A 20,932-nucleotide genomic window follows, 5' to 3' on the forward strand; every position below is an offset into this window, starting at 1 on the left:
TCGTCCTCGTACTGGACGTACGAGGACGATCCCGACAACGCGGCGAGCGTGCGTGCCAGACGCCGCGGGGCAGGCGGGACTTTCGAAACACGTCCTAGGAGACCCGCAGCCCGGTCATCACCAGCCCGCCCGACAGTTGTCCAGCCGTCCGGCGATCAGGACGAAGCGGCCGGCCGCCCGGGGCGCCCTACTCCGGCGACCCCGCCGAGTACCGCCGCAGCAGTGGCGACAGCACCAGTACGGACTTCGTCCGCTCCACATACGGCTCGCCCGCAATCCGCTCGAGCACCTGCTCGAAATGGCGCATGTCCGCCGCGAAGACCTGCACGATCGCGTCGGCCTCCCCCGTCACCGTGGAAGCCGACGCGATCTCCGGATACCGTGCAAGCCCCTGCTTGATCGCCTCCGGCGATGTATTGCGCCTGCAGTAGATCTCGATGAACCCCTCGGTCTCCCACCCCAGCGCCGCCGGGTCCACCCGCACCGTGAAGCCGGTGATCGCGCCCTCAGCGCGCAGCCTGTCCACGCGGCGCTTCACGGCGGGCGCGGACAGGCCGATGATCGCGCCGATGTCCGCGTAGGAGCGCCGGGCGTCTTCGGCGAGGGCGTGGACGATGCGTTCGTCGAGGTCGTTCAGGCGCACTTCGGGCGGTTCACTTCTCTGCGATGGCCGGTGTCGGGGGCGGCACGGGCCGCCCCCGAAGTAGACCATGAGCGGCCCCGCAGGGTTCGCTCACCGCATCCGGTGACCGGTCAGAACGGGAACTGCGAGCGGCCGTGCTGCACCGAGATCCACTTCTGGGTGGTGAAGGCCTCGACCATCGACTCACCGTTCAGCCGGCCGAGGCCGGAGCTCTTCTCGCCGCCGAACGGGATGATGGGCTCGTCGTGGACCGTGCCGTCATTGATGTGGATCATGCCGGTGTGGATGCGCTGCCCGATCCGTACGCCGCGCTCGATGCTGCCGGTGTGCACCGCGCCGCTCAGACCGTACGGAGTGTCATTGGCGATGCGTACCGCCTCGTCCTCGCCGTCGAACGGCACAAGGAGCGCGACCGGCCCGAAGATCTCCTGGGACAGAACGGGGGAATCGGCGGCCAGACCGGTCAGCACGGACGGGCTCACCAGGTTGCCGTCAGCGCTGCCGTGCAGCAGAGCCGTCGCGCCGGCCTCGACGGTCTGGTCGACGAGCGAGGAAATGGCCTCGGCCTGCGAGGAGTTGATCAGCGGGCCGATCTGGGTCTCCGGGTCTGCCGGGTCACCCACCCGCAGGGACGCGACCTTGGCAACGAACTTCTCGGTGAACTCCTTCTCCACCGCCCGGTCGACCAGGATCCGGTTCGCGGCCATGCAGACCTGGCCCTGGTGCACGTACCGGCTGAAGACGGCCGCATCCACGGCGTAGTCCAGATCGGCGTCGTCGAGGACGATGAGCGCGCTGTTGCCACCGAGTTCGAGCACGGCGCGCTTGAGGTTCGCCGCGCAGACCGTGGCGACGTGCCGTCCCACCTTGTCCGAGCCGGTGAAGGAGATGACCTGCGGAATGGGGTTCTCCAGCAGTGCGTCCCCGATCTCCGCGATGTCGGTGACCACGACGTTCAGGAGCCCGGCCGGCAGCCCCGCATCCTCGAACACCTTCGCCACCAGTGTGCCGCCGCAGACCGGGGTGTTCTGGTGCGGCTTGAGCACCACGGCGTTACCGAGCGCCAGCGCGGGAGCGACCGACTTGAGCGACAGCAGGAACGGGAAGTTGAAGGGGCTGATGACACCCACGACACCGGCGGGCACGCGGTAGACGCGGTTCTCCTTGCCCTCGGTCGGCGAGGGCAGTATCTGTCCACAGGGCCGCAGCGCGAGCTGGATCGACTCCCGCAGGAACTCCTTGGCGAGATGCAGCTCGAAGGCAGCCTTCAGCCGGGTACCGCCCAGTTCCGCGACGATCGCGTCGCTGATCTCGGGCTCGCGCTCCTCGACGATGCGCAGCGCCCGCTCCATCACCAGCCGGCGAGCGTACGGGTTGGTGTCGGCCCACGCCCGCTGGGCGGCCTCGGCGGACCGGTACGCCTGGTCCACCTCGTCGGCCGTGGCGACCGTGATCGAGGCCAGCTTCTCCCCGTTGTACGGATTGAAGTCGATGATGTCCCAGGACCCCTTGCCCGGCCTCCACTCTCCGTCGATGTACTGATGGGCCAGGTCGGTGAAGAAGGACATGAGATCCCTTACCACAGAGAGGAATTCAGCTGATGGCGCTTCATATTACTTAGAAGGACCGGCAATTGGGGGTGTGAGGGCTGGAACCGGACATCGCTGAAGCCCCGCGACACGTTCTGAAAAAACCGCTGCCCCTCACGGCACGAACAGCCATGAGGAGCAGCGGTGTTGCGGAACTGCTGGATCAACTCCAGCTGGCATGCAGCGGCTTGCCCTCGGCGTAACCGGCGGCGCTCTGCACCCCGACGACCGCCTTCTCGGCGAACTCCTCCAGGGAGGCAGCGCCGGCGTAGGTGCAGGAGGAGCGGACGCCCGCGATGATCGAGTCGATCAGGTCCTCGACGCCGGGCCTGGCCGGGTCGAGGAACATCCGCGAGGTGGAGATGCCCTCCTCGAACAGCGCCTTGCGAGCCCGGTCGTACGCCGACTCGTCCGACGTACGGTTCTTCACGGCGCGTGCGGACGCCATACCGAAGGACTCCTTGTAGAAACGGCCGTCGGCGGACTGCTGGAGGTCACCGGGCGACTCGTACGTACCGGCGAACCAGGAGCCGATCATCACGTTGGACGCGCCCGCGGCGAGCGCCATGGCGACATCGCGCGGGTGGCGGACGCCGCCGTCCGCCCAGACGTGCTTGCCGTATTTCTTCGCCTCGGCAGCGCACTCCAGGACGGCGGAGAACTGCGGCCGACCCACGCCGGTCATCATCCGAGTGGTGCACATGGCGCCGGGGCCGACACCCACCTTGACGATGTCCGCGCCGGCCTCGATGAGGTCGCGCACGCCCTCGGCGGCAACGACGTTGCCCGCGACGACCGGCACCTGCGGGTCGAGCGCCCGGACGGCCCTGACCGCGCTGATCATGGACTCCTGGTGGCCGTGGGCGGTGTCCACGACGAGCGTGTCGACGCCCGCATCGAGGAGTTGCTTGGCCCTGGCAGCCACATCGCCGTTGATCCCGACGGCAGCGGCGATCCGTAGCCTGCCGGCTGCGTCGGTGGCAGGGGTGTACAGAGTGGCGCGCAGTGCGGCCTTACGGGTGAGGATGCCGACGAGCCGGCCGTCCGCGTCGACCGCCGGGGCGAGCTTTCGGTGGACGCCGTCGAGCTTGTTGAACGCGTCGCGCGGGTCGACGTCCGCGTCGAGCAGCACCAGATCCTTGGACATGACCACGGAGAGCTGGGTGAAGCGGTCGACACCGGTCAGGTCGTGGTCGGTGACGACACCGAGGGGCCGCTGCCCCTCGTCGACGACGACACCCGCGCCGTGCGCGCGCTTCGGCAGAAGGGACAGGGCGTCGGCCACCGTCTGGCCCGGCGTCAGCACGATCGGTGTGTCGAGCACGAGGTGGCGCGTTTTCACCCAGGAGATGACATCGGTGACGACATCGATCGGGATGTCCTGAGGGATGACTACGAGCCCGCCGCGGCGGGCGATCGTTTCGGCCATCCGGCGGCCCGCGATGGCCGTCATGTTCGCGACGACGAGCGGGATGGTGGTGCCGCTGCCGTCGAGCGAGGAGAGATCGACACCCTGGCGGGAACCGACCGCCGAACGGCCCGGAACCATGAAGACATCGTCGTACGTGAGGTCGTACGGGACCGAGGGGGAGTCTGTGAAACGACCAGTACCGGGCTCAAGAAAACGCATAACGCTCATTTTTTCACACGAAACGGAGCAGGTCGCTTCCACGAAGACACAGCAAACGGCCCCCGCGTTCATGCGTTCCTCCAAAAGAACGGAGCGGGAGTCCCGGGCAAGTGGAACCTGCCTTCTCCACGGACCCTACCCGCACGGCATCCGGATCATTCGCGATCATCTTTCCTGGACCTGGTGACAAGCGGTCGGGTAGCTTCCAATCCGCAGGTCCCGAGGGTCACGACTACGCCCCGGAGGAACAGGCGGAGGGACACAACTTCCGTCACACGTACGACCGGAGAGGATCACGACCCGCCCGTGGAGAGCGAACTGCCGGACATCTACTGCCCGTTCCCCCAGCGGACGAATCCGCACGTCGGGCACACCCGAGTCCATCTCGACACCTGGATCCGCAACACCGGTCTGGTGCACCGCGATTCAGCCAGGGATCGCTTCGAGCAGGCGGACTTCGGAGCGTTCGTCGGCATGGTGCATCCGACCGCCGACAGCAAGAGTCTCGACCTCGTCGCCGACTGGTTCGTATGGCTGTTTCTCGTCGACGACCAGCTCGACGACGGCCATCTCGGCCGCAGCCCGGAGCGGGTGCGGGACGTGGTCGCGTCGATGCGGTCCGTGATCGAGGGCGCCGGTACGGGCACCATGCCCGACGAGGACCTCCCCGCCGCTGTGGTAGCCCTGGTGGATCTGTGGGAACGGACGACTCCATCCGCTCCGGCACACTGGCGCACCCGGTTCGGGCGGCACCTGACCACGTATCTCACGACGGCCACCACCTGGGAGACCGGAAACCGGGCCGCGGGTGTGGTGCCGTCCGAGGAGGCGTACATCGCCAAGCGTCGCCACACCGGCGCGATACATGTCTGCATGGACCTGATAGAGATCGTGGCCGGGATCGAGGCTCCCGAGTCGATCCACGACGATGCCCGGTTCATCACCGCACTGGAAGCGTCGTGCAACGTCGTGTGCTGGGCCAACGACGTGTACTCGTACGAGAAGGAACAGGTACTCGGCGAGATCCACAATCTCGTCCATCTGGTCCGACACCACCGCGGTTACGGCAAGCAGCAGGCGCTCGAACACGTCTGCGCGGAGATCGCCACGGAGACGAAACGGTTCCTCACCGCCGAGACCGAGTTGCTGGCCGCGTACCCGCAGCTGTCCTGGCTGCTCACGCCGTACCTGGACGGGATGCGGAGCTGGATGCGCGGCAACCTGGACTGGTCGCAGCAGACTCCCCGGTACAACCCTGCCGATGTGAGCCAGTACGACGAGCCGGAGGAGTACCTGGAGGCGACGGTCCTGGGCGTGGCCCGGAACTGAACCGTCGAGCCGGACCACCGGGCGGCCCCGGTGAAAAGCACCGCCGCCCGGCCCCGGCACCCCGCTCAGGCGCCGTCCGGATCCGTCCGCTCCAGCGCCGGCCGCCGCGGTGCCGGCGACTCGGTCAGCAGATAGTCGGCCGCCGCCGTATCCGTCACCAGGCTGGTGACGAGCCCGGACCGCAGCACTGCTCCGATCGCCGCAGCCTTCCGCTGGCCGCCCGCGATCGCCACCACCTCGGGGATCCGGCGCAGCCGGTCGGCCTCGACCGTGATGCACCGCTCCCCCAGGTCCCGGCCGACCCGCCGCCCCTCCGTGTCGAAGAGGTGCGCGGACATCTCGGCGGCGACGCCGAGCGACGCGTAGTGCGCCCGCTCCTCGTCCGTGAGCATGTCGTGGACTGTGGAGATGCCCGGCTCCCAGGAGCCGATGGACACGGCGGCGACCGTCACCTTGTCGAAGTACTCGAAGGCACGGGCGATACCGGTCTGGTGGCGCAGCGCGGCGGCCGTAGCCGGGTCGGGCAGCAGCATCGGCGCGTAGATCGGGTGGGCCTCACCACCGGCGACCTGGGCGGCCCGCCGGACCGCCTCGACCGAGCCGCGCTCGGCCGTCCCCGCGTCATAGACCCCGGTGAGCTGCACGACCGTGCATGGCGGCAGCCGGTCGAGAGCCGCTGCCATGTGGATGGTGGACCGGCCCCAGGCCAGGCCGAGCACATCGCCCTCGTTCACCAGTTCTCCGAGGAGATCGGCCGCGACCTCACCCAGGTTCTCCGGGTCCGGTGCGTCGTCCTGCTCCTCCGCGGGAGATTCGACGACGACCGCGTGACGCAGCCCGTAGCGGGCCCGGAGCGCGTCGGAACGCTCGGCGTCCAGCTCGGCGGGGACGCGGATCTCGATCCGTACGAGGTCGCGCTCAAGAGCCGTCTCCAGGACCCGGGCCACCTTGAAGCGGCTGACGCCGAACTCCTCGGCGATCTGGATCTTCGACTTTCCTTCGAGGTAGAAGCGGCGGGCCATGGCCGCCGCCTGCACCAGCTCCGCGGGCCCCATCCGCAGGGCGGACCGTCCCGCCGACATTGCAGACACCGCGATCTCCTCACTGCTGTTCACACTCTCGATACGCCGTTCATCCTGTCAGATCCGGCGATCCTTGATCGGTCCCGTCGGACCGCGTTCATCTGCCCTTGGCCGGGCCGACCTGCAATCGGGGACCGGAGTGGGTCCCGGCGCCGGTTCCGGCTTCAGTGGCGGCACGCCCAGGCCGCCGAGGCGGTAGCCCCTTCTGCCTTGGCGCGCAGGGCGCGCACCGCTTCGGCCGGGTCCTTGGCCCCGTACACCGCAGAACCCGCGACGAAGACATCCGCACCGGCCTCGGCGCATCGCTCGATGGTGGACGCGGCGACGCCGCCGTCGACCTGGAGCCACAGTTCGAGGCCGTGCTTGGAGATCAGCTCACGGGTGCGGCGGATCTTCGGCAGCATGATGTCCAGGAACGCCTGACCGCCGAAGCCAGGTTCTACCGTCATGATCAGCAGCATGTCGAGCTCGGGGAGCAGGTCCTCGTACGGCTCGATGGGCGTCGCGGGCTTGAGCGCCATGGAGGCGCGGGCGCCCTTGGCCCGGATCTCCCGCGCCAGCCGTACGGGGGCTGCCGCGGCCTCCACGTGGAAGGTGACGGAACCGGCTCCCGCCTCGACATACTGCGGCGCCCAGCGGTCCGGGTCCTCGATCATCAGATGGCAGTCCAGCGGAGTGTCCGTGGCCCGGCTGAGCGATTCCACGATCGGCACGCCGAGGGTCAGGTTGGGCACGAAGTGGTTGTCCATCACGTCGACGTGGAGCCAGTCGGCGCCTGCGACGGCCTTCGCCTCCTCGGCGAGACGGGCAAAGTCTGCGGACAGGATGCTGGGGTTGATCTGGGCCATGTGCCAAGCCTGCCACGTTCCGCGCCACTTCCCTGCCCCGGTGCGGGCCAAAGCCTCACGGGATCATTACAGTTCGCGGAATCCGGGCCCCCGGCCGCGCGATACGGGCGTTTCAGCCCGCGTCGGGCCCTTCGAGGACGGTACGGGGGCCTTCTCAGCTGTCTCACCAAACGAACTCGCCGCCGAGGCGGATGGCGCCCGCCGCTCGGTCCTGGTGCCCCAAACCCTGGCGCCGGTCCCGGCGGCGTCCGCCCCTTCTTCGCGACCGACGCCGCTCCGGTGCGAGGCACCGCTGCCTTCTCACATGTTGATCATGTGCCCGGCGAGGCCGTGGACCGCCTCCTTGACGGCCTCGCCGAGCGTCGGGTGGGCGTGGACATTGCGGGCCACCTCGTGGACCGTGAGGTCCCACTGCTGGGCCAGGGTCAGCTCGGGCAGCAGTTCGGTCACGTCCGGGCCGATGAGGTGGGCGCCGACGAGTTCGCCGTATCGGGCGTCGCTGATCAGCTTCACGAAACCGGTGGTGTCGCCCAGGCCGTGCGCCTTGCCGTTGGCGGTGAACGGGAATTTCGCCACCTTGACGTCGAAGCCCTTCTCACGGGCCTGCGCCTCGGTCCAGCCGAAGCTGGCGATCTGCGGCCGGCAGTAGGTGGCGCGCGGGATCATCACATAGTCGAGCTCCATCGTCTCGGCGTCCGCGAGCGTCTCCGCGGCGACCACACCCATCGCTTCCGCCGCGTGCGCGAGCATCAGTTTCGCGGTGACGTCGCCGATGGCGTAGATGTGCGGGACGGAGGTGCGGCAGCGGCCGTCGACGTCGATCGCGCCGCGCCCGGTGACGCGGACGCCGGTGTTCTCCAGTCCGTAGCCGTCGACGTTCGGCGCGAAGCCGATCGCCTGCAGCACCTTGTCGGCCTCCAGTACCTGCTGGGTGCCGTCCTTGCCGGTGACCGTGACCCGGACCTGCGGTCCGGACTCGTCGATCGCCTCGACCCGGGTCGAGGCGAGCACGTCGATACCCAACTTGCGGTACTGCTTTGCCAGTTCGGCGGAGACGTCAGCGTCCTCCAGCGGGGCGATACGGTCCAGGAACTCGACGACGGTGACCTTCACGCCGTAGTTGTGCAGAACGTACGCGAACTCGATGCCGATGGCGCCGGCGCCGGCGATCACGATGGACTGCGGCAGTTCCTCGGCAAGGATCTGCTCCTCGTACGTCACCACGCGCGAGGTGCGGCGGGTACCGGGCAGCAGCTTCGGGGTGGCGCCGGTGGCGATGATGCAGTGATCGAACCCGATCGTCCGCGTCGAACCGTCGAACAGGGCCACCTCGAGCGTGTGCGGGTCGAGAAACGCGCCGCGCCCGCTGATCTCTGTGATCTTGTTCTTTTTCATCAGGTAGTGGACGCCCTTGACCCGGCCGTCCGCCACCTTGCGGCTGCGCCGGAACGCCTCGCCGTAGTCGAAGGAGACCTGCCCCTCGACCTTGATGCCGAAGGTCTTCGCCTCACGGGTGACGATGTGCGCCAGCTCGGCGTTGCGCAGCAGGGCCTTGGTGGGGATGCAGCCCACATTGAGACAGACGCCGCCCCAGTACTTCTCCTCCACGACCGCGACACGCTTGCCCAGTTGGGCGGCGCGGACGGCGGCGACGTATCCGCCGGGGCCTGCTCCGAGTACGACGACATCGAAGTGCTCGCCCTGCTCATCCATGGAACATTCCTCTCTCGTGGGGGCGGTCGGCCTCTTGCGGGGGCTGCTCGCGCCCGGTCGAACTATCTGTTCACGAACTCGACGGTTGCTACCCGGACAGCCGGGCCGCGGAGTCGTACGGCAAGAGTTGCAGAACGGGCCGAGTTCCGCGGGGAAACGGTTCAGCGCCGCTGACAGCCGCTCAGGCGGTACGGCGCAGCAGCGCCAGGTACATCGCGTCCGTGCCGTGCAGATGTGGCCACAGCTGGATGTCGGGACCGTCGCCCAGCGCGGGCACTCCCGGCATCAGCGGTCGGGCGTCGACCCACTCCGCCTCCACCGGCCGGCCGCCACGCCCCTTGAGCACATCCTCGACGACGACCCGGGTCTCCGCGAGATGCGGCGAGCAGGTCGCGTAACCGACGATGCCGCCGACCCGCACCGCCTTCAATGCCTCACGCAGCAGACCGCGTTGCAGCGGTGCGAAGCTCTCCAGGTCTTCCGGACGGCGCCGCCATCGCGCCTCCGGGCGTCGCCGCAGCGCGCCGAGGCCCGAGCACGGCACGTCCATCAGGATCCGGTCGAAGGTGCCGGGCTGCCACGGCGGGCGGGTGCCGTCGGCGGTGATCACCTGATACGGGCCGGGGTTGCCGGCCAGCGCGCGCTGTACGAGGCGGGCCCTGTGCGGCTGCTTCTCGGCGGCCAGCAGGGCGGCGCCGCGTTCGGCGGCGAGCGCGCCGAGCAGGGCGGCCTTGCCGCCGGGCCCCGCACAGCCGTCGAGCCACCGGGTGTCGCTGCCCTCCAGCGGTGCGTTGGCGAGGGCGGCGGCCACCAGCTGGCTGCCCTCGTCCTGGACCCCCGCCCGGCCCTCCTGCACGGCGGCCAGCGCACCGGGCTCGCCGCCCTCCGCCATCCGTACGGCATAGGGCGACCAGCGGCCGGGCAGACCGTTCTCGTCACCGAGGGCGGTGAGCAGTTCGTCGGTGGTGGCCCGGCCGGGGCGGGCGACCAGGGTGACCTCGGGCCGTTCATTGTCCGCTTCCAGGAGGTCCTCGATCCCGGCGCGGCCGCCGCCCAGCGCGTCCCAGAGAGCGGACACGACCCAACGCGGATGCGAGTGCACGACCGCGAGGTGGTCCTCGGCGTCCTCGTCGTACGACGGGGCGACGCGCGCCACCCAGCCGTCGAGGTCGTCCGCGGAAACCTTCCGGAGCACGGCGTTGACGAACTTGGCCCGTCCTTCGCCGAGCACCACCCGGGCCAGTTCCACGCTGGCGGAGACCGCCGCGTGGGTGGGGATACGGGTGCCGAGCAACTGGTGCACGCCCATGTTGAGCACGTCCAGGACCGGCGGGTCGACCTCACGCAGCGGCCGGTCGATGCAGGCCGCGACGATCGCGTCGTACGTCCCCTGGCGGCGCAGCGTCCCGTAGACCAGCTCGGTCGCCAGCGCCGCGTCCCGGCTGTCGAAGTCGCCCTTGGCGCGGGCCTTCTTCAGCAGCGGGGGAAGGACGAGGTTGGCGTACGCGTCGCGTTCGTCGACGGCCCTGAGCGCTTCGAAGGCGAGGAACCGGACGGGGTCCTTCTTGGGGCGGCGATGCGGCTTGGCAGGACGGCGACTGGGCTGGTCGTTCACGTGAAAGGTGCTCCGCTGATGGTGAGAGGGCGAACCCTCCCAGCGTACGTCGCCGTCGCCCCGGCCCTAGATCCCCAGCAGTTCGCCGTGGACGATCCGCACCCCGCGGGCCCAGTCCGCGGCCCGCATCGGCTTCTTGCCCTGCGGTTGGACCCAGAGCAGCTCGACGGCGTGCGATCCGGTGCCCACGTACACATGGTTCTTGGCCGCCGAGAGCTCGCCGGGCGCCAGATCGCCACGGTCCGGTACGGGCACCGCCTGGATCACCTTCAACCGCTCCCCGCGGAACAGCGTCCATGCCCCGGGAGCGGGAGTGCAGCCGCGCACCACCCGGTCGACTCGCAGGGCGGGGGCGGACCACTGCACCTGGGCGTCCTCGACGGTGATCTTCGGTGCGAGAGTGACGCCCTCGGCAGGCTGCGGTACGGCGTGCAGCGTGTCGTCCTCGATGCCGTCCATGGTCGCGACGAGCAGCCCCGCACCGGCGAACGCCAGCCGGGTGAGCAGGTCACCGCTGGTGTCGGTGGGCCGTACCGCTTCGGTGAGTACGCCGTACACCGGGCCGGAGTCGAGCCCCTCCTCGATCAGGAAGGTCGACGCACCGGTCACCTCGTCCCCGGACATGATCGCGTGCTGTACGGGAGCCGCGCCGCGCCAGGCGGGCAGCAGCGAGAAGTGGAGGTTGACCCAGCCGCGGGCGGGCACGTCGAGCGTGGCCTTGGGCAGCAGCGCCCCGTAGGCGACGACCGGACAGCAGTCCGGGCCGATCTCCCGCAGCCGCGCCAGGAAGTCCTCGTCGCGCGGCCGGGCGGGCTTGAGCACCTCGATCCCGGCCTCCTCGGCGCGCTCGGCGACGGGGCTGGCGACCAGGCGGCGGCCTCGTCCGGCGGGGGCGTCGGGCCGGGTGACGACGGCGGCCACCTCGTGCCGGTTGGAGGCGATCAGGGCGTCCAGGGCGGGTACGGCTACCTCGGGGGTGCCTGCGAAGACGAGCTTCATGGGTGGCTGACTGCCTCTCAGGCCGAAAAGTACGGTGACGAGCAACGCACAAGTGTATGGGCCGGGCGACCGGGGGGCGTACGCATGGCTGCGCGCCCCTTGGATATGCGCACGCGCCCCTGCACCGTGACCAGATCCCCGGCTGACACGTTGGTCAAGAGAGATTGACCGAAGCGGGCCGCCACGGTGCGGCCCGATCCCTTTCAATGCCGGTTCGAGAGGCTTCTTCATGGCCGACCACGCAACCCACGACGCCCAAGCGCGGGCCAGCCTGCATCTGTTGGTGCGGGACATCGAGCGGGTCCGGCGGCAGGTGGACGCGCTGCGCACGCTCACCGCCCAACTGGGCAACGTCTACCGTCCGCGCCGCTCCGGCCCGTCCACGGGCTTCGTCGTCTACGGCAGGGCCCCGGCCCCCACCGTCAGGCTGGCCCAGGAGCTGCGGGACAGCGTCGAGACCCTGGTCACCGCGGCGGTGGACTTCGACCGCTCGCTGGGCTTCTCCTGGGACGCGGTGGGCTCCGCACTCGGGGTCACGAAACAGGCGGTGCACCGGCGCTACGGCGCGCGTCGCAACACCCGGCAGCCGGGAGCCGCCGAGGACACCGCGGAAACCACTGTGCCGCGCCCCCTGCCCATCGCGCCCGGCTCCGCCAGTGCGCCGACGCTGCCCGCCGTGCCCGCCGCACGCTCCATGCCCCCGCAGTCGGCGATGGACCGCCCGTCCCTGCGCGAGGACGTGCGCCCGGGCATCTTCCCCGGCCCACGCAACGGCTGATCACCCCACCGGCTGCCCCGCCGCCCGACGCGCGGCGGGGCAGCCGCATTTCCTCGCCCAGCCCCGCCCCACCGAACCCTCACCCGATGTCCGGCGGATCCACCCTGATCCGGACCTGCGCACCGCCCCCCCGGGACATCCGGGCCGCCTGCGCCGCCTTCAGCGCGGCCGCAAGCGCCGCCCCGCTCCCCGGCGGCACCCTGAGCAGCGCCCGCTCCCAGGACTCCCCCGGCGGTGCGTCCCACGGCCTGCGAGGCCTGCCGGGCTCGGCGCCCGGCACCGGGACCGGGCCCAGTACCTCGGCCTCCGGCGGCAGTTCGGCGGCCGTGAGAAACGCGGCGAGCGCCTCCGGCGAGCCGGTCACCGAGGCCATCCTGGACACCGGCGGAAAGCCGAGCTCGGCCCGTTCCGCCAGCTCACGGCGGGCGTGTCCGACCGGGTCCCAGCGCACCAGGGCCTGCACGGGCCGCAGCGTGGGCTCGGCGACGATCACCACCGTGCCGCCCTCCGGCTGCCCCCTCACCAGCGAGGCCGCGGCCGTCCAACGGCGCAGCGCCTCCTCGCCGGCCCGCAGGTCGGGGCGCCCGACCATCGCCCAGCCGTCCAGCAGCAGCGCCGCCGCGTAGCCGCCCTCGGCGACGGGTTCGGCGCCGGGTGTGCTGACGACCAGTGCCGGCGCGTCCGGCACCGAGTCCAGGATGTGGTCACGGCCCGACGTCCGTACCGGGACCGCGGGAAACGCCCGGCCGAGCTCCTCGGCGGTGCGCCGGGCGCCGACTATCCGGGCCCGCAGCCGGTTGGAGCCGCAGGCGACACAGTGCCAGGCGGTCTCGGCCCGCCCGCACCAGGCGCAGTCGAGATCCCGCTGGTCCGGTGCCTGAAGCGGTCCGGCGCAGTGCCGGCAGCGGGCGGGTTCACGGCAGCGCTCGCAGGCCAGCCGCGGTGCGTATCCACGGCGCGGCACCTGGACCAGGACGGGGCCGCTGCGCAGCCCGTCCCGTACCGTCTGCCATGCCAGGCTGGGCAGCCGGGCGGCCCTCGCGGCCCCGTCGCGCGCCAGCTCCCCGTCGCCGACCGTACGCACCAGGGGCGCCGCGATGCGCAGCTGCTCCCGGTCCGCGCGCAGCGGCAGCGCCCAGCCGCTCTCCACCAGCTGGGCGGCCTCCACGGTGCAGTTCGTACCGCCGAGCAGGAATGCGCACCGGCCGTGCGCGGCCCGTAGTTCGAGCACTTCGCGAACGTGCGGGAAGGGGGCGTTGTCGTCGCTGTGGCTGGAGTCCCCGTCGTCCCAGACGGCGACCAGGCCGAGGCCGTCGACGGGTGCGAACATCGCGGCCCTCGTCCCGACGACCGCCCGCACGGAGCCGCGCCGAACGGCGAGCCACTCCCGGTACCTCTTCTCCGGTCCGGAGTCGGCGGTCAGCAGCGCGTGGCGGCCCTCGCCGAGCAGCTTGGTGAGCGCGGCGTCCACACGCCTCGCGGTCCGGCCGTCCGGCACGACGACGAGTGCACCACGACCGGAGGCGAGTGTCGCGGCCATGGCCCTGGCGATCTCCTCGGGCCAGTGCGGTCCGGGCAGCGCCGTCCATACGGCCCGGGGCACACCGCCTTCAGCCAGCGCCCGCAGGAACGCGGGCCCCTGTGCGTACCGCTCCCAGGTCCCGGCCGAGGGGACCGGGGGCGGCGGCAGCGGCTCCGGCGAGGGCTTGGACTCGGCTCGTCCGTTCCTGGGCGGCACGGCGAGCTGCAGCACATCGGCGAGGCTGCCCGCGTAACGGTCGGCGACAGCCCGCGAAAGCGTCAGCAGCTCCGGCCCCAGCACCGGCTCGGGCGATACGACATAGGCCAGCGCGGCCAGGGCTCCTGGGTAGTCCGATTCGGCAAGCCGCTCCACGAGGAACCCGTCGATCAGCCCGCCCCCTTCGCGCCGCCCGCCGCGGACATTGCGCCCCCCGGCCCCGAATCGCACCCGCACCCGCACTCCGGGCTGCGCGTCGGTGTCGAGCTCCTCGGGCACGGCGTAGTCGAAGTACTGGTCGAGATGGAGCACGCCCTTGTTGACCAGCACCCGGGCGACGGGCAGCTCCTTGGCGAGCGCGGCGCCGCGCCAGGTCCGCGGTTTGGCCCGCGGCACCTTGGCCTTGCGCACCGTCTCACGAATGAGCGCAAGCTGCTCCGGGGCCCCGCCCGCGGGGTCCTCGGATCGCCCGTTGTCGCTGCTCACAGCCAAATTCCTACCAGACACCACTGACACCCGCCCAGGCGAGCGGGCACCGGCGGCCGCACACGCCGGGGCCCGGACACCATGTGCGGCGTCCGGGCCCCGGCGTACAGAGGGAGAGCGGAAGGCTGAGCCGACCGGTCCTACAGCCCGGCCGCCGTGCGCAGCGCGTCCACGCGGTCCGTGCGCTCCCAGGTGAAGTCGGGAAGCTCGCGGCCGAAGTGGCCGTACGCCGCGGTCTGGGCGTAGATCGGGCGGAGCAGGTCGAGGTCGCGGATGATCGCGGCCGGACGGAGGTCGAAGACCTCGCCAATGGCGTGCTCGATCTTCTCGGTCTCGATCGCGGCGGTGCCGAACGTCTCGACGAACAGACCGACGGGCTCGGCCTTGCCGATCGCGTATGCGACCTGCACCTCGCAACGGGCCGCGAGGCCCGCGGCGACGACGTTCTTGGCGACCCAGCGCATGGCGTACGCGGCCGAACGGTCGACCTTCGACGGGTCCTTGCCCGAGAAGGCGCCACCGCCGTGGCGGGCCATGCCGCCGTAGGTGTCGATGATGATCTTGCGACCGGTCAGGCCGGCGTCGCCCATCGGACCGCCGATCTCGAAGCGCCCGGTCGGGTTGACCAGCAGCCGATAGCCGTCGGTGTCCAGCTTGATGCCATCCTCGATCAACTGTGCGAGCACGTGCTCGACGACGAACTCGCGGATGTCGGGCGCGAGCAGCGAGTCGAGGTCGATGTCGCTGGCGTGCTGCGAGGAGACGACGACCGTGTCGAGACGGACGGCCTTGTCGCCGTCGTACTCGATGGTGACCTGGGTCTTGCCGTCCGGGCGCAGGTACGGGATGGTCCCGTTCTTGCGGACCTCGGAGAGCCGGCGCGAGAGCCGGTGTGCGAGGTAGATCGGGAGCGGCATGAACTCGGGCGTCTCGTCGCAGGCGTAGCCGAACATCAGGCCCTGGTCGCCGGCGCCCTGCTTGTCGAGCTCGTCCTCATCGCCCTCGACCCGCTTCTCGTACGCGGTGTCCACGCCCTGTGCGATGTCGGGCGACTGCGCGCCGATGGACACCGAGACACCGCAGGAGGCGCCGTCGAAGCCCTTCTTGGAGGAGTCGTAGCCGATCTCGAGAACCTTGTTGCGTACGAGGGTGGGAATGTCGGCGTAGGCCTTGGTCGTGACCTCACCCGCAACATGCACCAGACCGGTGGTGATCAAGGTTTCGACGGCGACGCGGGACCGGGGGTCCTCACGGAGCAGTGCGTCGAGAATGGTGTCGCTGATCTGGTCAGCGATCTTGTCGGGGTGGCCCTCGGTGACAGACTCCGAGGTGAAGAGACGGCGGGACACATCGCTCCCTGGGGTTGCAGCGGCTGCTGGCTGATCATTTGGCGGATTGCCGGGAGCTGCGCCCGGCACGGTCCGCGGGTCAGTTTATCGGTCGTTATCGCTCGGCGGACAACATGTCTCGCCCATTGGTAGTTCTGTGACCTGCGGCACGACTCGTCGCGGTACGAAAATCACCTCCGGAAAAAGCCAATCACGCCCGTATTCCAGGGGTTTTGGCCTGCGAGAAGACATGAAATGAAAATTTCATCCCAGCCGCGACGACACGAGATCCCAGACCGTGTCGGCGAGCGCGTCCTTGGGGCCGAACGGTACCGAGGTCTCACCGCCGTCGGCTGCGAGGACCACCGCTTCGTTCTCCTCGGAGCCGAACGTCCTGCGCTCCCCCACCTCATTGACGACGAGGAGATCGCAGCCCTTGCGGCGGAGCTTCTCGCGGCCGTTGGTGAGGACGTTGTCGGTCTCGGCGGCAAAACCGACGACGATCTGATCCGGCCGGGCGCGTTCACCGGCGACCTCGGCGAGGATGTCGGGATTCCGGACGAGCTTGATGGGCGCGGGCTCCTGCCCGTCCTTCTTCTTGATCTTCCCCGGGGCGTACTCTGCGGGGCGGAAGTCGGCGACCGCCGCCGCCATCACGACCACATCGGCGTCCGCCGCGGCCTTCAGCACGGCCTCGCGCAGCTGTATGGCGGTCCCTGCGTGCAGGACGTCGGCGCCGGCCGGGTCGGGCAGGCCGGTATTGGCCTCGATGAGAGTGACCCGGGCGCCGCGGGCGACCGCGGTGCGGGCCAGGGCGTAGCCCTGCTTGCCGGAAGAACGGTTACCGAGGTAGCGCACCGGGTCGAGCGGCTCCCGCGTACCGCCCGCGCTGATCACGACGTGGCGGCCGGCCAGGTCGGCTTCGACGGACCCGCGGGCCAGCACCCGGCGGCAGAGCTCGAAGATCTCCCCGGGGTCGGGCAGTCGGCCCTTGCCGGTGTCGGCGCCGGTGAGCCGGCCGACGGCGGGCTCGATGACGACGGCGCCGCGGCGGCGCAGCGTGGCGACATTCTCCTGGGTGGCGGGGTGCTCCCACATCTCGGTGTGCATGGCGGGCGCGTAGACGACCGGACAGCGGGCGGTGAGGAGCGTGTTGGTGAGCAGGTCGTCGGCGAGACCGTGGGCGGCCTTGGCGAGCACGTCGGCGGTGGCCGGGGCGACGACGACAAGGTCGGCGCCCTGCCCGATCCTGACGTGCGGCACCTCGTGGACGTCGTCCCAGACCTCCGTCGACACCGGGTGACCCGAGAGCGCCGACCAGGTGGCCGCCCCCACGAAGTGCAGCGCCGACTCGGTCGGGACGACCCTCACGTCATGACCGGACTCGGTCAGCCGGCGCAGCAGCTCGCACGCCTTGTACGCGGCGATGCCTCCGCTGACCCCAAGAACGACCTTCGGCTTGTCCACTGCGTCTCCCCGCACTCGGATACGAACACCCCCATGCTGCCTCACCGCACCCGGCCCGATGGTGTCGCCCCGGACACACCGCAGGCCCGGCAGCCGTGGCCGCCGGGCCTGTGGTGAGGAAGCAATCCCTGCTTACTGCACGGGGCCCTCGATGGCCTCGGAGGTGAGCAGGCCCGCGTTGATCTCGCGGAGCGCGATCGAAAGCGGCTTCTCGTGCACGTGGGTGTCGACGAGCGGACCGACGTACTCCAGGAGACCCTCGCCGAGCTGCGAGTAGTACGCGTTGATCTGGCGCGCGCGCTTGGCGGCGTAGATCACGAGGCTGTACTTCGAGTCGGTGGCCTCGAGGAGCTCATCAATCGGCGGGTTGATGATGCCCTCGGGCGTGGTGATGGAAGAGGACACTCTCTGCCTTCCGAAGGGGGTAAAGATCAAAGAAATCTTTGACAGTGCGGAGTTCCGTACTGCCGCGCGTGTCGGCTGCGTCAGTCGCCGCCGGCAGGTTGGCCGGAAACCTCCAGCATCAAGGCTAGCAGCTCACGTGCCACGTCCTGGACGGAGGTGTTGACCAGCGTCGTATCGAACTCGGACTCGGCGGCCAGTTCGATCCTGGCGGCGGCGAGCCGGCGCTCGATCACCTCGTCCGACTCGGTCCCGCGGCCGGTGAGCCGGCGCACCAGCTCCTCCCAGCTCGGCGGGGCCAAGAAGACGAGCCGGGCGTCCGGCATCGACTGCCGGACCAGCCGGGCGCCCTGGAGATCGATCTCCAGCAGCACCGGCTCTCCCGCCTCCAGGCGGTCGAGCACGGCGCGGCGGGGCGTGCCATACCGATTGCCGGCGAACTCGGCCCACTCCAGCAGCTCGCCGTTGGCGATCAGCTTGTCGAACTCGTCGTTGTCCACGAAAAAGTAGTGGACACCGTTGCGCTCACCGGGGCGCGGCTTGCGGGTCGTCGCCGACACCGAGAGCCATACCTCGGGGTGGGCCTTGCGCATGTGGGCGACGACCGTGCTCTTACCGACCCCCGAGGGGCCGGAGAGCACGGTCAGCCGCGGACGTACGTCCGGGGGTGCGGGGGACGTCCCCCGGGATGTTGCAGCCATGAAGCGATTATCCAGGTTCTCAGGGGTACCTGAGAACGTCAGGCGGCGCTGCCACCGAACTCGCGCTCCAGGGATGCGATCTGGTTGGAGCCGAGACCCCGGACCCGGCGGCTCTCGGAGATACCGAGCCGCTCCATGATCTGCTTGGCGCGGACCTTGCCCACGCCGGGCAGGGACTCCAGGAGGGCGGAGACCTTCATCTTCCCGATGACTTCGTTCTCCTGGCCCTGCTTGATGACCTCGTGAAGGGAGGCGCCGGAGTGCTTGAGTCGATTCTTGACCTCGGCCCGCTCCCGGCGAGCCGCGGCGGCCTTTTCGAGCGCGGCTGCGCGCTGTTCAGGGGTAAGGGGCGGAAGAGCCACGCCTACGTCACCTCGGATGTCGATCTGTCGGATACGGACCGGTGAGGACGCTGTGCGCTCCACACCAGGTGAGCGACGGACAACTTGTGTACATCGCCTCTCGACGGAGACTAGCGGCCAAGGACGCTCGAGTCAGCGAGAACCAGCGAAAAGTCCTGGTCAGCCTCGGCCGACCAGGACATTTCGGGCATAACAACCGAGTTTTTTGGTCAGGATTGAGTCAACACGCTGTTACGTGGCATGTTCATCTACCTGCGACGGCCGCCCGGACCTCGTCCGTGAGACGGTCGGCGGCTGCGCGCAGCCCCGCCACGTCCGGTCCCTGGCTCAGTACGCCGCGGCTCACACTGGGCACCACATTGCCCACCGCGTCGCCGAAGACACCGGGCAGATCCGCGGGCGTCGCCCCCTGGGCCCCGATACCGGGGGCGAGCAGCGGACCATTGATCGCCAGATTCACGCCCGCGTCCCCGAGCGTGGCACCGACCACCGCGCCGACGGAGCCGAGCGGGGTGGCCCCCTCGTTCTCGGCGGCCATGTGGTCGAGCATCAGCTGGGCCAGCGAACGGCCGTCGGCGGCGGTGGCGCGCTGCACCTCCGCACCCTCCGGGTTGGAGGTGAGGGCGAGGACGAAGACACCCGCGCCGGACAGGACGGCCGCGTCGAGCGCCGGGCGCAGCGAACCGAAGCCCAGGTACGGTGAGACGGTGACCGCGTCCGAGAACAGCGGCGAGTCCTTGTCCAGGTAGGTCGCCGCGTAGGCGCCCATGGTGGAGCCGATGTCGCCGCGCTTGGCGTCCATCAGGACCAGTGCACCGGCCGCCCGCGCCTCCTCGACCACCTTCTCCAGGACGGCGATGCCGCGCGAGCCGAAGCGCTCGAAGAACGCGGACTGCGGCTTGAGGACGGCGACCCGGTCCGCCAGTGCCTCGACGACCGTACGTGTGAAGTGCTCCAGACCTGCGACGTCGTCGTTCAGGCCCCAGGCGGTGAGCAGCGAGGCGTGCGGGTCGATGCCGACGCAGAGCGGCCCGCGGGTGTCCATGGCGCGGCGCAGGCGTGCGCCGAACGGTTCCGGGATCATGCGGAAGCCTTCCTGGTTTCTGCGCCGACGGCTTCGGCGAGGGTGGCGTACGGGGAGGTGGCCAGACGCGCGGCCAGGCCCTTGTGGATTGCCCGGGCGTAGAACGGCCCCTCGTAGATGAACGCGCTGTAGCCCTGGACGAGGGTGGCGCCGGCGAGAATGCGCTGCCAGGCGTCCTCGGCGTTCTCGATGCCTCCCACACCGACCAGGGTGATCCGGTCGCCCACCCGCGCGTACAGGCGGCCGAGGACCTCCAGGGAGCGCGCCTTGAGGGGTGCGCCGGAGAGTCCGCCGGTCTCCTTGACGAGGGACGGCGAGGACTTCAGCCCCAGACCGTCGCGGGCGATGGTGGTGTTGGTGGCGATGATGCCGTCCAGGCCGAGCTCGACCGCGAGGTCGGCGACCGCGTCGACGTCCTCGTCGGCGAGGTCGGGGGCGATCTTGACGAGGAGCGGGACCCGGCGGTCGGTGACGGTCCGGTCGGCTGCCTCGCGCACGGCGCTGAGCAGAGGCCGGAGCGCCTCGGTGGCCTGGAGGTTGCGCAGACCGGGCGTGTTGGGCGAGGAGACGTTGACGACGAGGTAGTCGGCGTGGCGGGCGAGCCGTTCGGTCGACTTCACGTAGTCGCCGACGGCTTCGGCCTCCGGCACGACCTTGGTCTTGCCGATGTTGACGCCGACCGTGGTCCGGAAGACCGGGTTGCGGGTGGCCAGGCGCTCGGCCACGGCCGCGGAGCCCTCGTTGTTGAAGCCCATGCGGTTGATCAGCGCGCGGTCCGCGACGAGGCGGAAGAGACGCTTCTTGGGGTTGCCGGGCTGCGGCTCGCCCGTGACCGTACCGATCTCGATGTGGTCGAAGCCGAGCATCGACATGCCGTCGATCGCGACGGCGTTCTTGTCGAAGCCGGCGGCGAGGCCGAAGGGGCCGTGCATCCGCAGGCCGAGGGCCTCGGTGCGAAGCTCCTTGTAGCGGGGGGCGAGCACGGCGGCGACGAAGGTGCGCAGCACGGGGATGCGGGCGGCGAGGCGGATCCAGCGGAACGCCAGGTGGTGCGCCTGCTCCGGGTCCATCCGCTTGAAGACCAGCTGGAAGAAGAATTTGTACATCGGGGTGTCCTCGGTGTCCTCACGGAGAGGGG

Annotated in this window: 18 protein-coding genes; 2 read left to right on the plus strand and 16 right to left on the minus strand. The window is 70.1% G+C overall.

Features of this window, described 5'->3' with window-relative positions; translation table 11 throughout:
• Positions 1-187: 187 nt before the first annotated feature.
• From ABT115_RS07950 to ABT115_RS07960, 3 genes are all read right to left on the minus strand, one after another.
• A complete protein-coding gene (locus ABT115_RS07950; RefSeq protein ID WP_351785304.1) occupies positions 188-643 on the minus strand; it encodes an Lrp/AsnC family transcriptional regulator in 456 nt (151 codons plus the stop codon).
• Positions 644-753: 110 nt separating this feature from the next.
• Positions 754-2,211 (minus strand): aldehyde dehydrogenase family protein, encoded by a 1,458-nt coding sequence (locus ABT115_RS07955; protein WP_351785306.1) that lies wholly within the window; start codon positions 2,209-2,211, stop codon positions 754-756.
• A 184-nt stretch (positions 2,212-2,395) separates the two neighbouring features.
• On the minus strand, positions 2,396-3,862 hold the full coding sequence (locus tag ABT115_RS07960) for a GuaB1 family IMP dehydrogenase-related protein (protein ID WP_351785308.1): 1,467 nt from the start codon (positions 3,860-3,862) through the stop codon (positions 2,396-2,398).
• A gap of 306 nt (positions 3,863-4,168) precedes the next feature.
• Here ABT115_RS07960 and ABT115_RS07965 point away from each other — a divergent pair, with 306 nt between their 5' ends.
• Positions 4,169-5,191, plus strand: coding sequence for a terpene synthase family protein (locus ABT115_RS07965; protein ID WP_351785311.1), 1,023 nt, complete (start codon positions 4,169-4,171; stop codon positions 5,189-5,191).
• 65 nt (positions 5,192-5,256) lie between these two features.
• Here the strand turns inward: ABT115_RS07965 and ABT115_RS07970 are convergent, their stop codons facing one another.
• The 5 genes from ABT115_RS07970 to fmt all read right to left on the minus strand — a co-directional run bounded on the left by ABT115_RS07970 (position 5,257) and on the right by fmt (position 11,448).
• The gene (locus tag ABT115_RS07970; RefSeq protein WP_351785792.1) at positions 5,257-6,273 is read right to left on the minus strand and encodes a sugar-binding transcriptional regulator; all 1,017 of its coding nucleotides are present in this window, start codon (positions 6,271-6,273) and stop codon (positions 5,257-5,259) included.
• Positions 6,274-6,437: 164 nt separating this feature from the next.
• The gene (gene rpe, locus ABT115_RS07975; protein ID WP_351785314.1) at positions 6,438-7,121 is read right to left on the minus strand and encodes a ribulose-phosphate 3-epimerase; all 684 of its coding nucleotides are present in this window, start codon (positions 7,119-7,121) and stop codon (positions 6,438-6,440) included.
• Positions 7,122-7,421: 300 nt separating this feature from the next.
• Complete coding sequence (gene lpdA / locus ABT115_RS07980; protein WP_351785317.1) at positions 7,422-8,834, minus strand: dihydrolipoyl dehydrogenase; 1,413 nt, start codon at positions 8,832-8,834, stop codon at positions 7,422-7,424.
• A gap of 181 nt (positions 8,835-9,015) precedes the next feature.
• On the minus strand, positions 9,016-10,449 hold the full coding sequence (locus tag ABT115_RS07985; RefSeq protein WP_351785320.1) for an RsmB/NOP family class I SAM-dependent RNA methyltransferase: 1,434 nt from the start codon (positions 10,447-10,449) through the stop codon (positions 9,016-9,018).
• Positions 10,450-10,515: 66 nt separating this feature from the next.
• Positions 10,516-11,448 (minus strand): methionyl-tRNA formyltransferase, encoded by a 933-nt coding sequence (gene fmt / locus ABT115_RS07990; protein WP_351785323.1) that lies wholly within the window; start codon positions 11,446-11,448, stop codon positions 10,516-10,518.
• Between the two features lie 229 nt (positions 11,449-11,677).
• Between fmt and ABT115_RS07995 the strand changes: the two genes are divergently transcribed.
• Entirely contained in the window at positions 11,678-12,226 is a 549-nt protein-coding gene (locus ABT115_RS07995; RefSeq protein WP_351785325.1) for a hypothetical protein, read from the plus strand.
• A gap of 79 nt (positions 12,227-12,305) precedes the next feature.
• Here the strand turns inward: ABT115_RS07995 and ABT115_RS08000 are convergent, their stop codons facing one another.
• From ABT115_RS08000 to ABT115_RS08035, 8 genes are all read right to left on the minus strand, one after another.
• On the minus strand, positions 12,306-14,450 hold the full coding sequence (locus ABT115_RS08000; RefSeq protein ID WP_351785328.1) for a primosomal protein N': 2,145 nt from the start codon (positions 14,448-14,450) through the stop codon (positions 12,306-12,308).
• A gap of 140 nt (positions 14,451-14,590) precedes the next feature.
• Positions 14,591-15,799 carry a methionine adenosyltransferase gene (metK, locus tag ABT115_RS08005; RefSeq protein ID WP_351785331.1) on the minus strand — a complete coding sequence of 403 codons (1,209 nt, stop codon included), beginning with the start codon at positions 15,797-15,799 and terminating at the stop codon, positions 14,591-14,593.
• Positions 15,800-16,042: 243 nt separating this feature from the next.
• Positions 16,043-17,245 (minus strand): bifunctional phosphopantothenoylcysteine decarboxylase/phosphopantothenate--cysteine ligase CoaBC, encoded by a 1,203-nt coding sequence (gene coaBC, locus ABT115_RS08010; protein WP_351785333.1) that lies wholly within the window; start codon positions 17,243-17,245, stop codon positions 16,043-16,045.
• Positions 17,246-17,377: 132 nt separating this feature from the next.
• Entirely contained in the window at positions 17,378-17,650 is a 273-nt protein-coding gene (gene rpoZ, locus ABT115_RS08015) for a DNA-directed RNA polymerase subunit omega (protein WP_164264569.1), read from the minus strand.
• Between the two features lie 80 nt (positions 17,651-17,730).
• Positions 17,731-18,348, minus strand: a complete 618-nt coding sequence (gene gmk, locus ABT115_RS08020; RefSeq protein ID WP_351785337.1) for a guanylate kinase — start codon at positions 18,346-18,348, stop codon at positions 17,731-17,733.
• A gap of 38 nt (positions 18,349-18,386) precedes the next feature.
• Positions 18,387-18,710: an integration host factor gene (locus ABT115_RS08025; RefSeq protein WP_351785340.1), complete on the minus strand. Its 324-nt coding sequence runs from the start codon at positions 18,708-18,710 to the stop codon at positions 18,387-18,389.
• Positions 18,711-18,954: 244 nt separating this feature from the next.
• Positions 18,955-19,794 (minus strand): orotidine-5'-phosphate decarboxylase, encoded by an 840-nt coding sequence (gene pyrF / locus ABT115_RS08030; protein WP_351785342.1) that lies wholly within the window; start codon positions 19,792-19,794, stop codon positions 18,955-18,957.
• Positions 19,791-20,900, minus strand: a complete 1,110-nt coding sequence (locus ABT115_RS08035; protein WP_351785345.1) for a quinone-dependent dihydroorotate dehydrogenase — start codon at positions 20,898-20,900, stop codon at positions 19,791-19,793. The genes pyrF and ABT115_RS08035 overlap by 4 nt, the downstream gene beginning before the upstream one ends.
• Between the last annotated feature and the right edge of the window lie 32 nt (positions 20,901-20,932).

The sequence above is a fragment of the Streptomyces sp. NPDC001832 genome (assembly GCF_040297265.1).
In the GTDB taxonomy this organism is placed as follows: domain Bacteria; phylum Actinomycetota; class Actinomycetes; order Streptomycetales; family Streptomycetaceae; genus Streptomyces.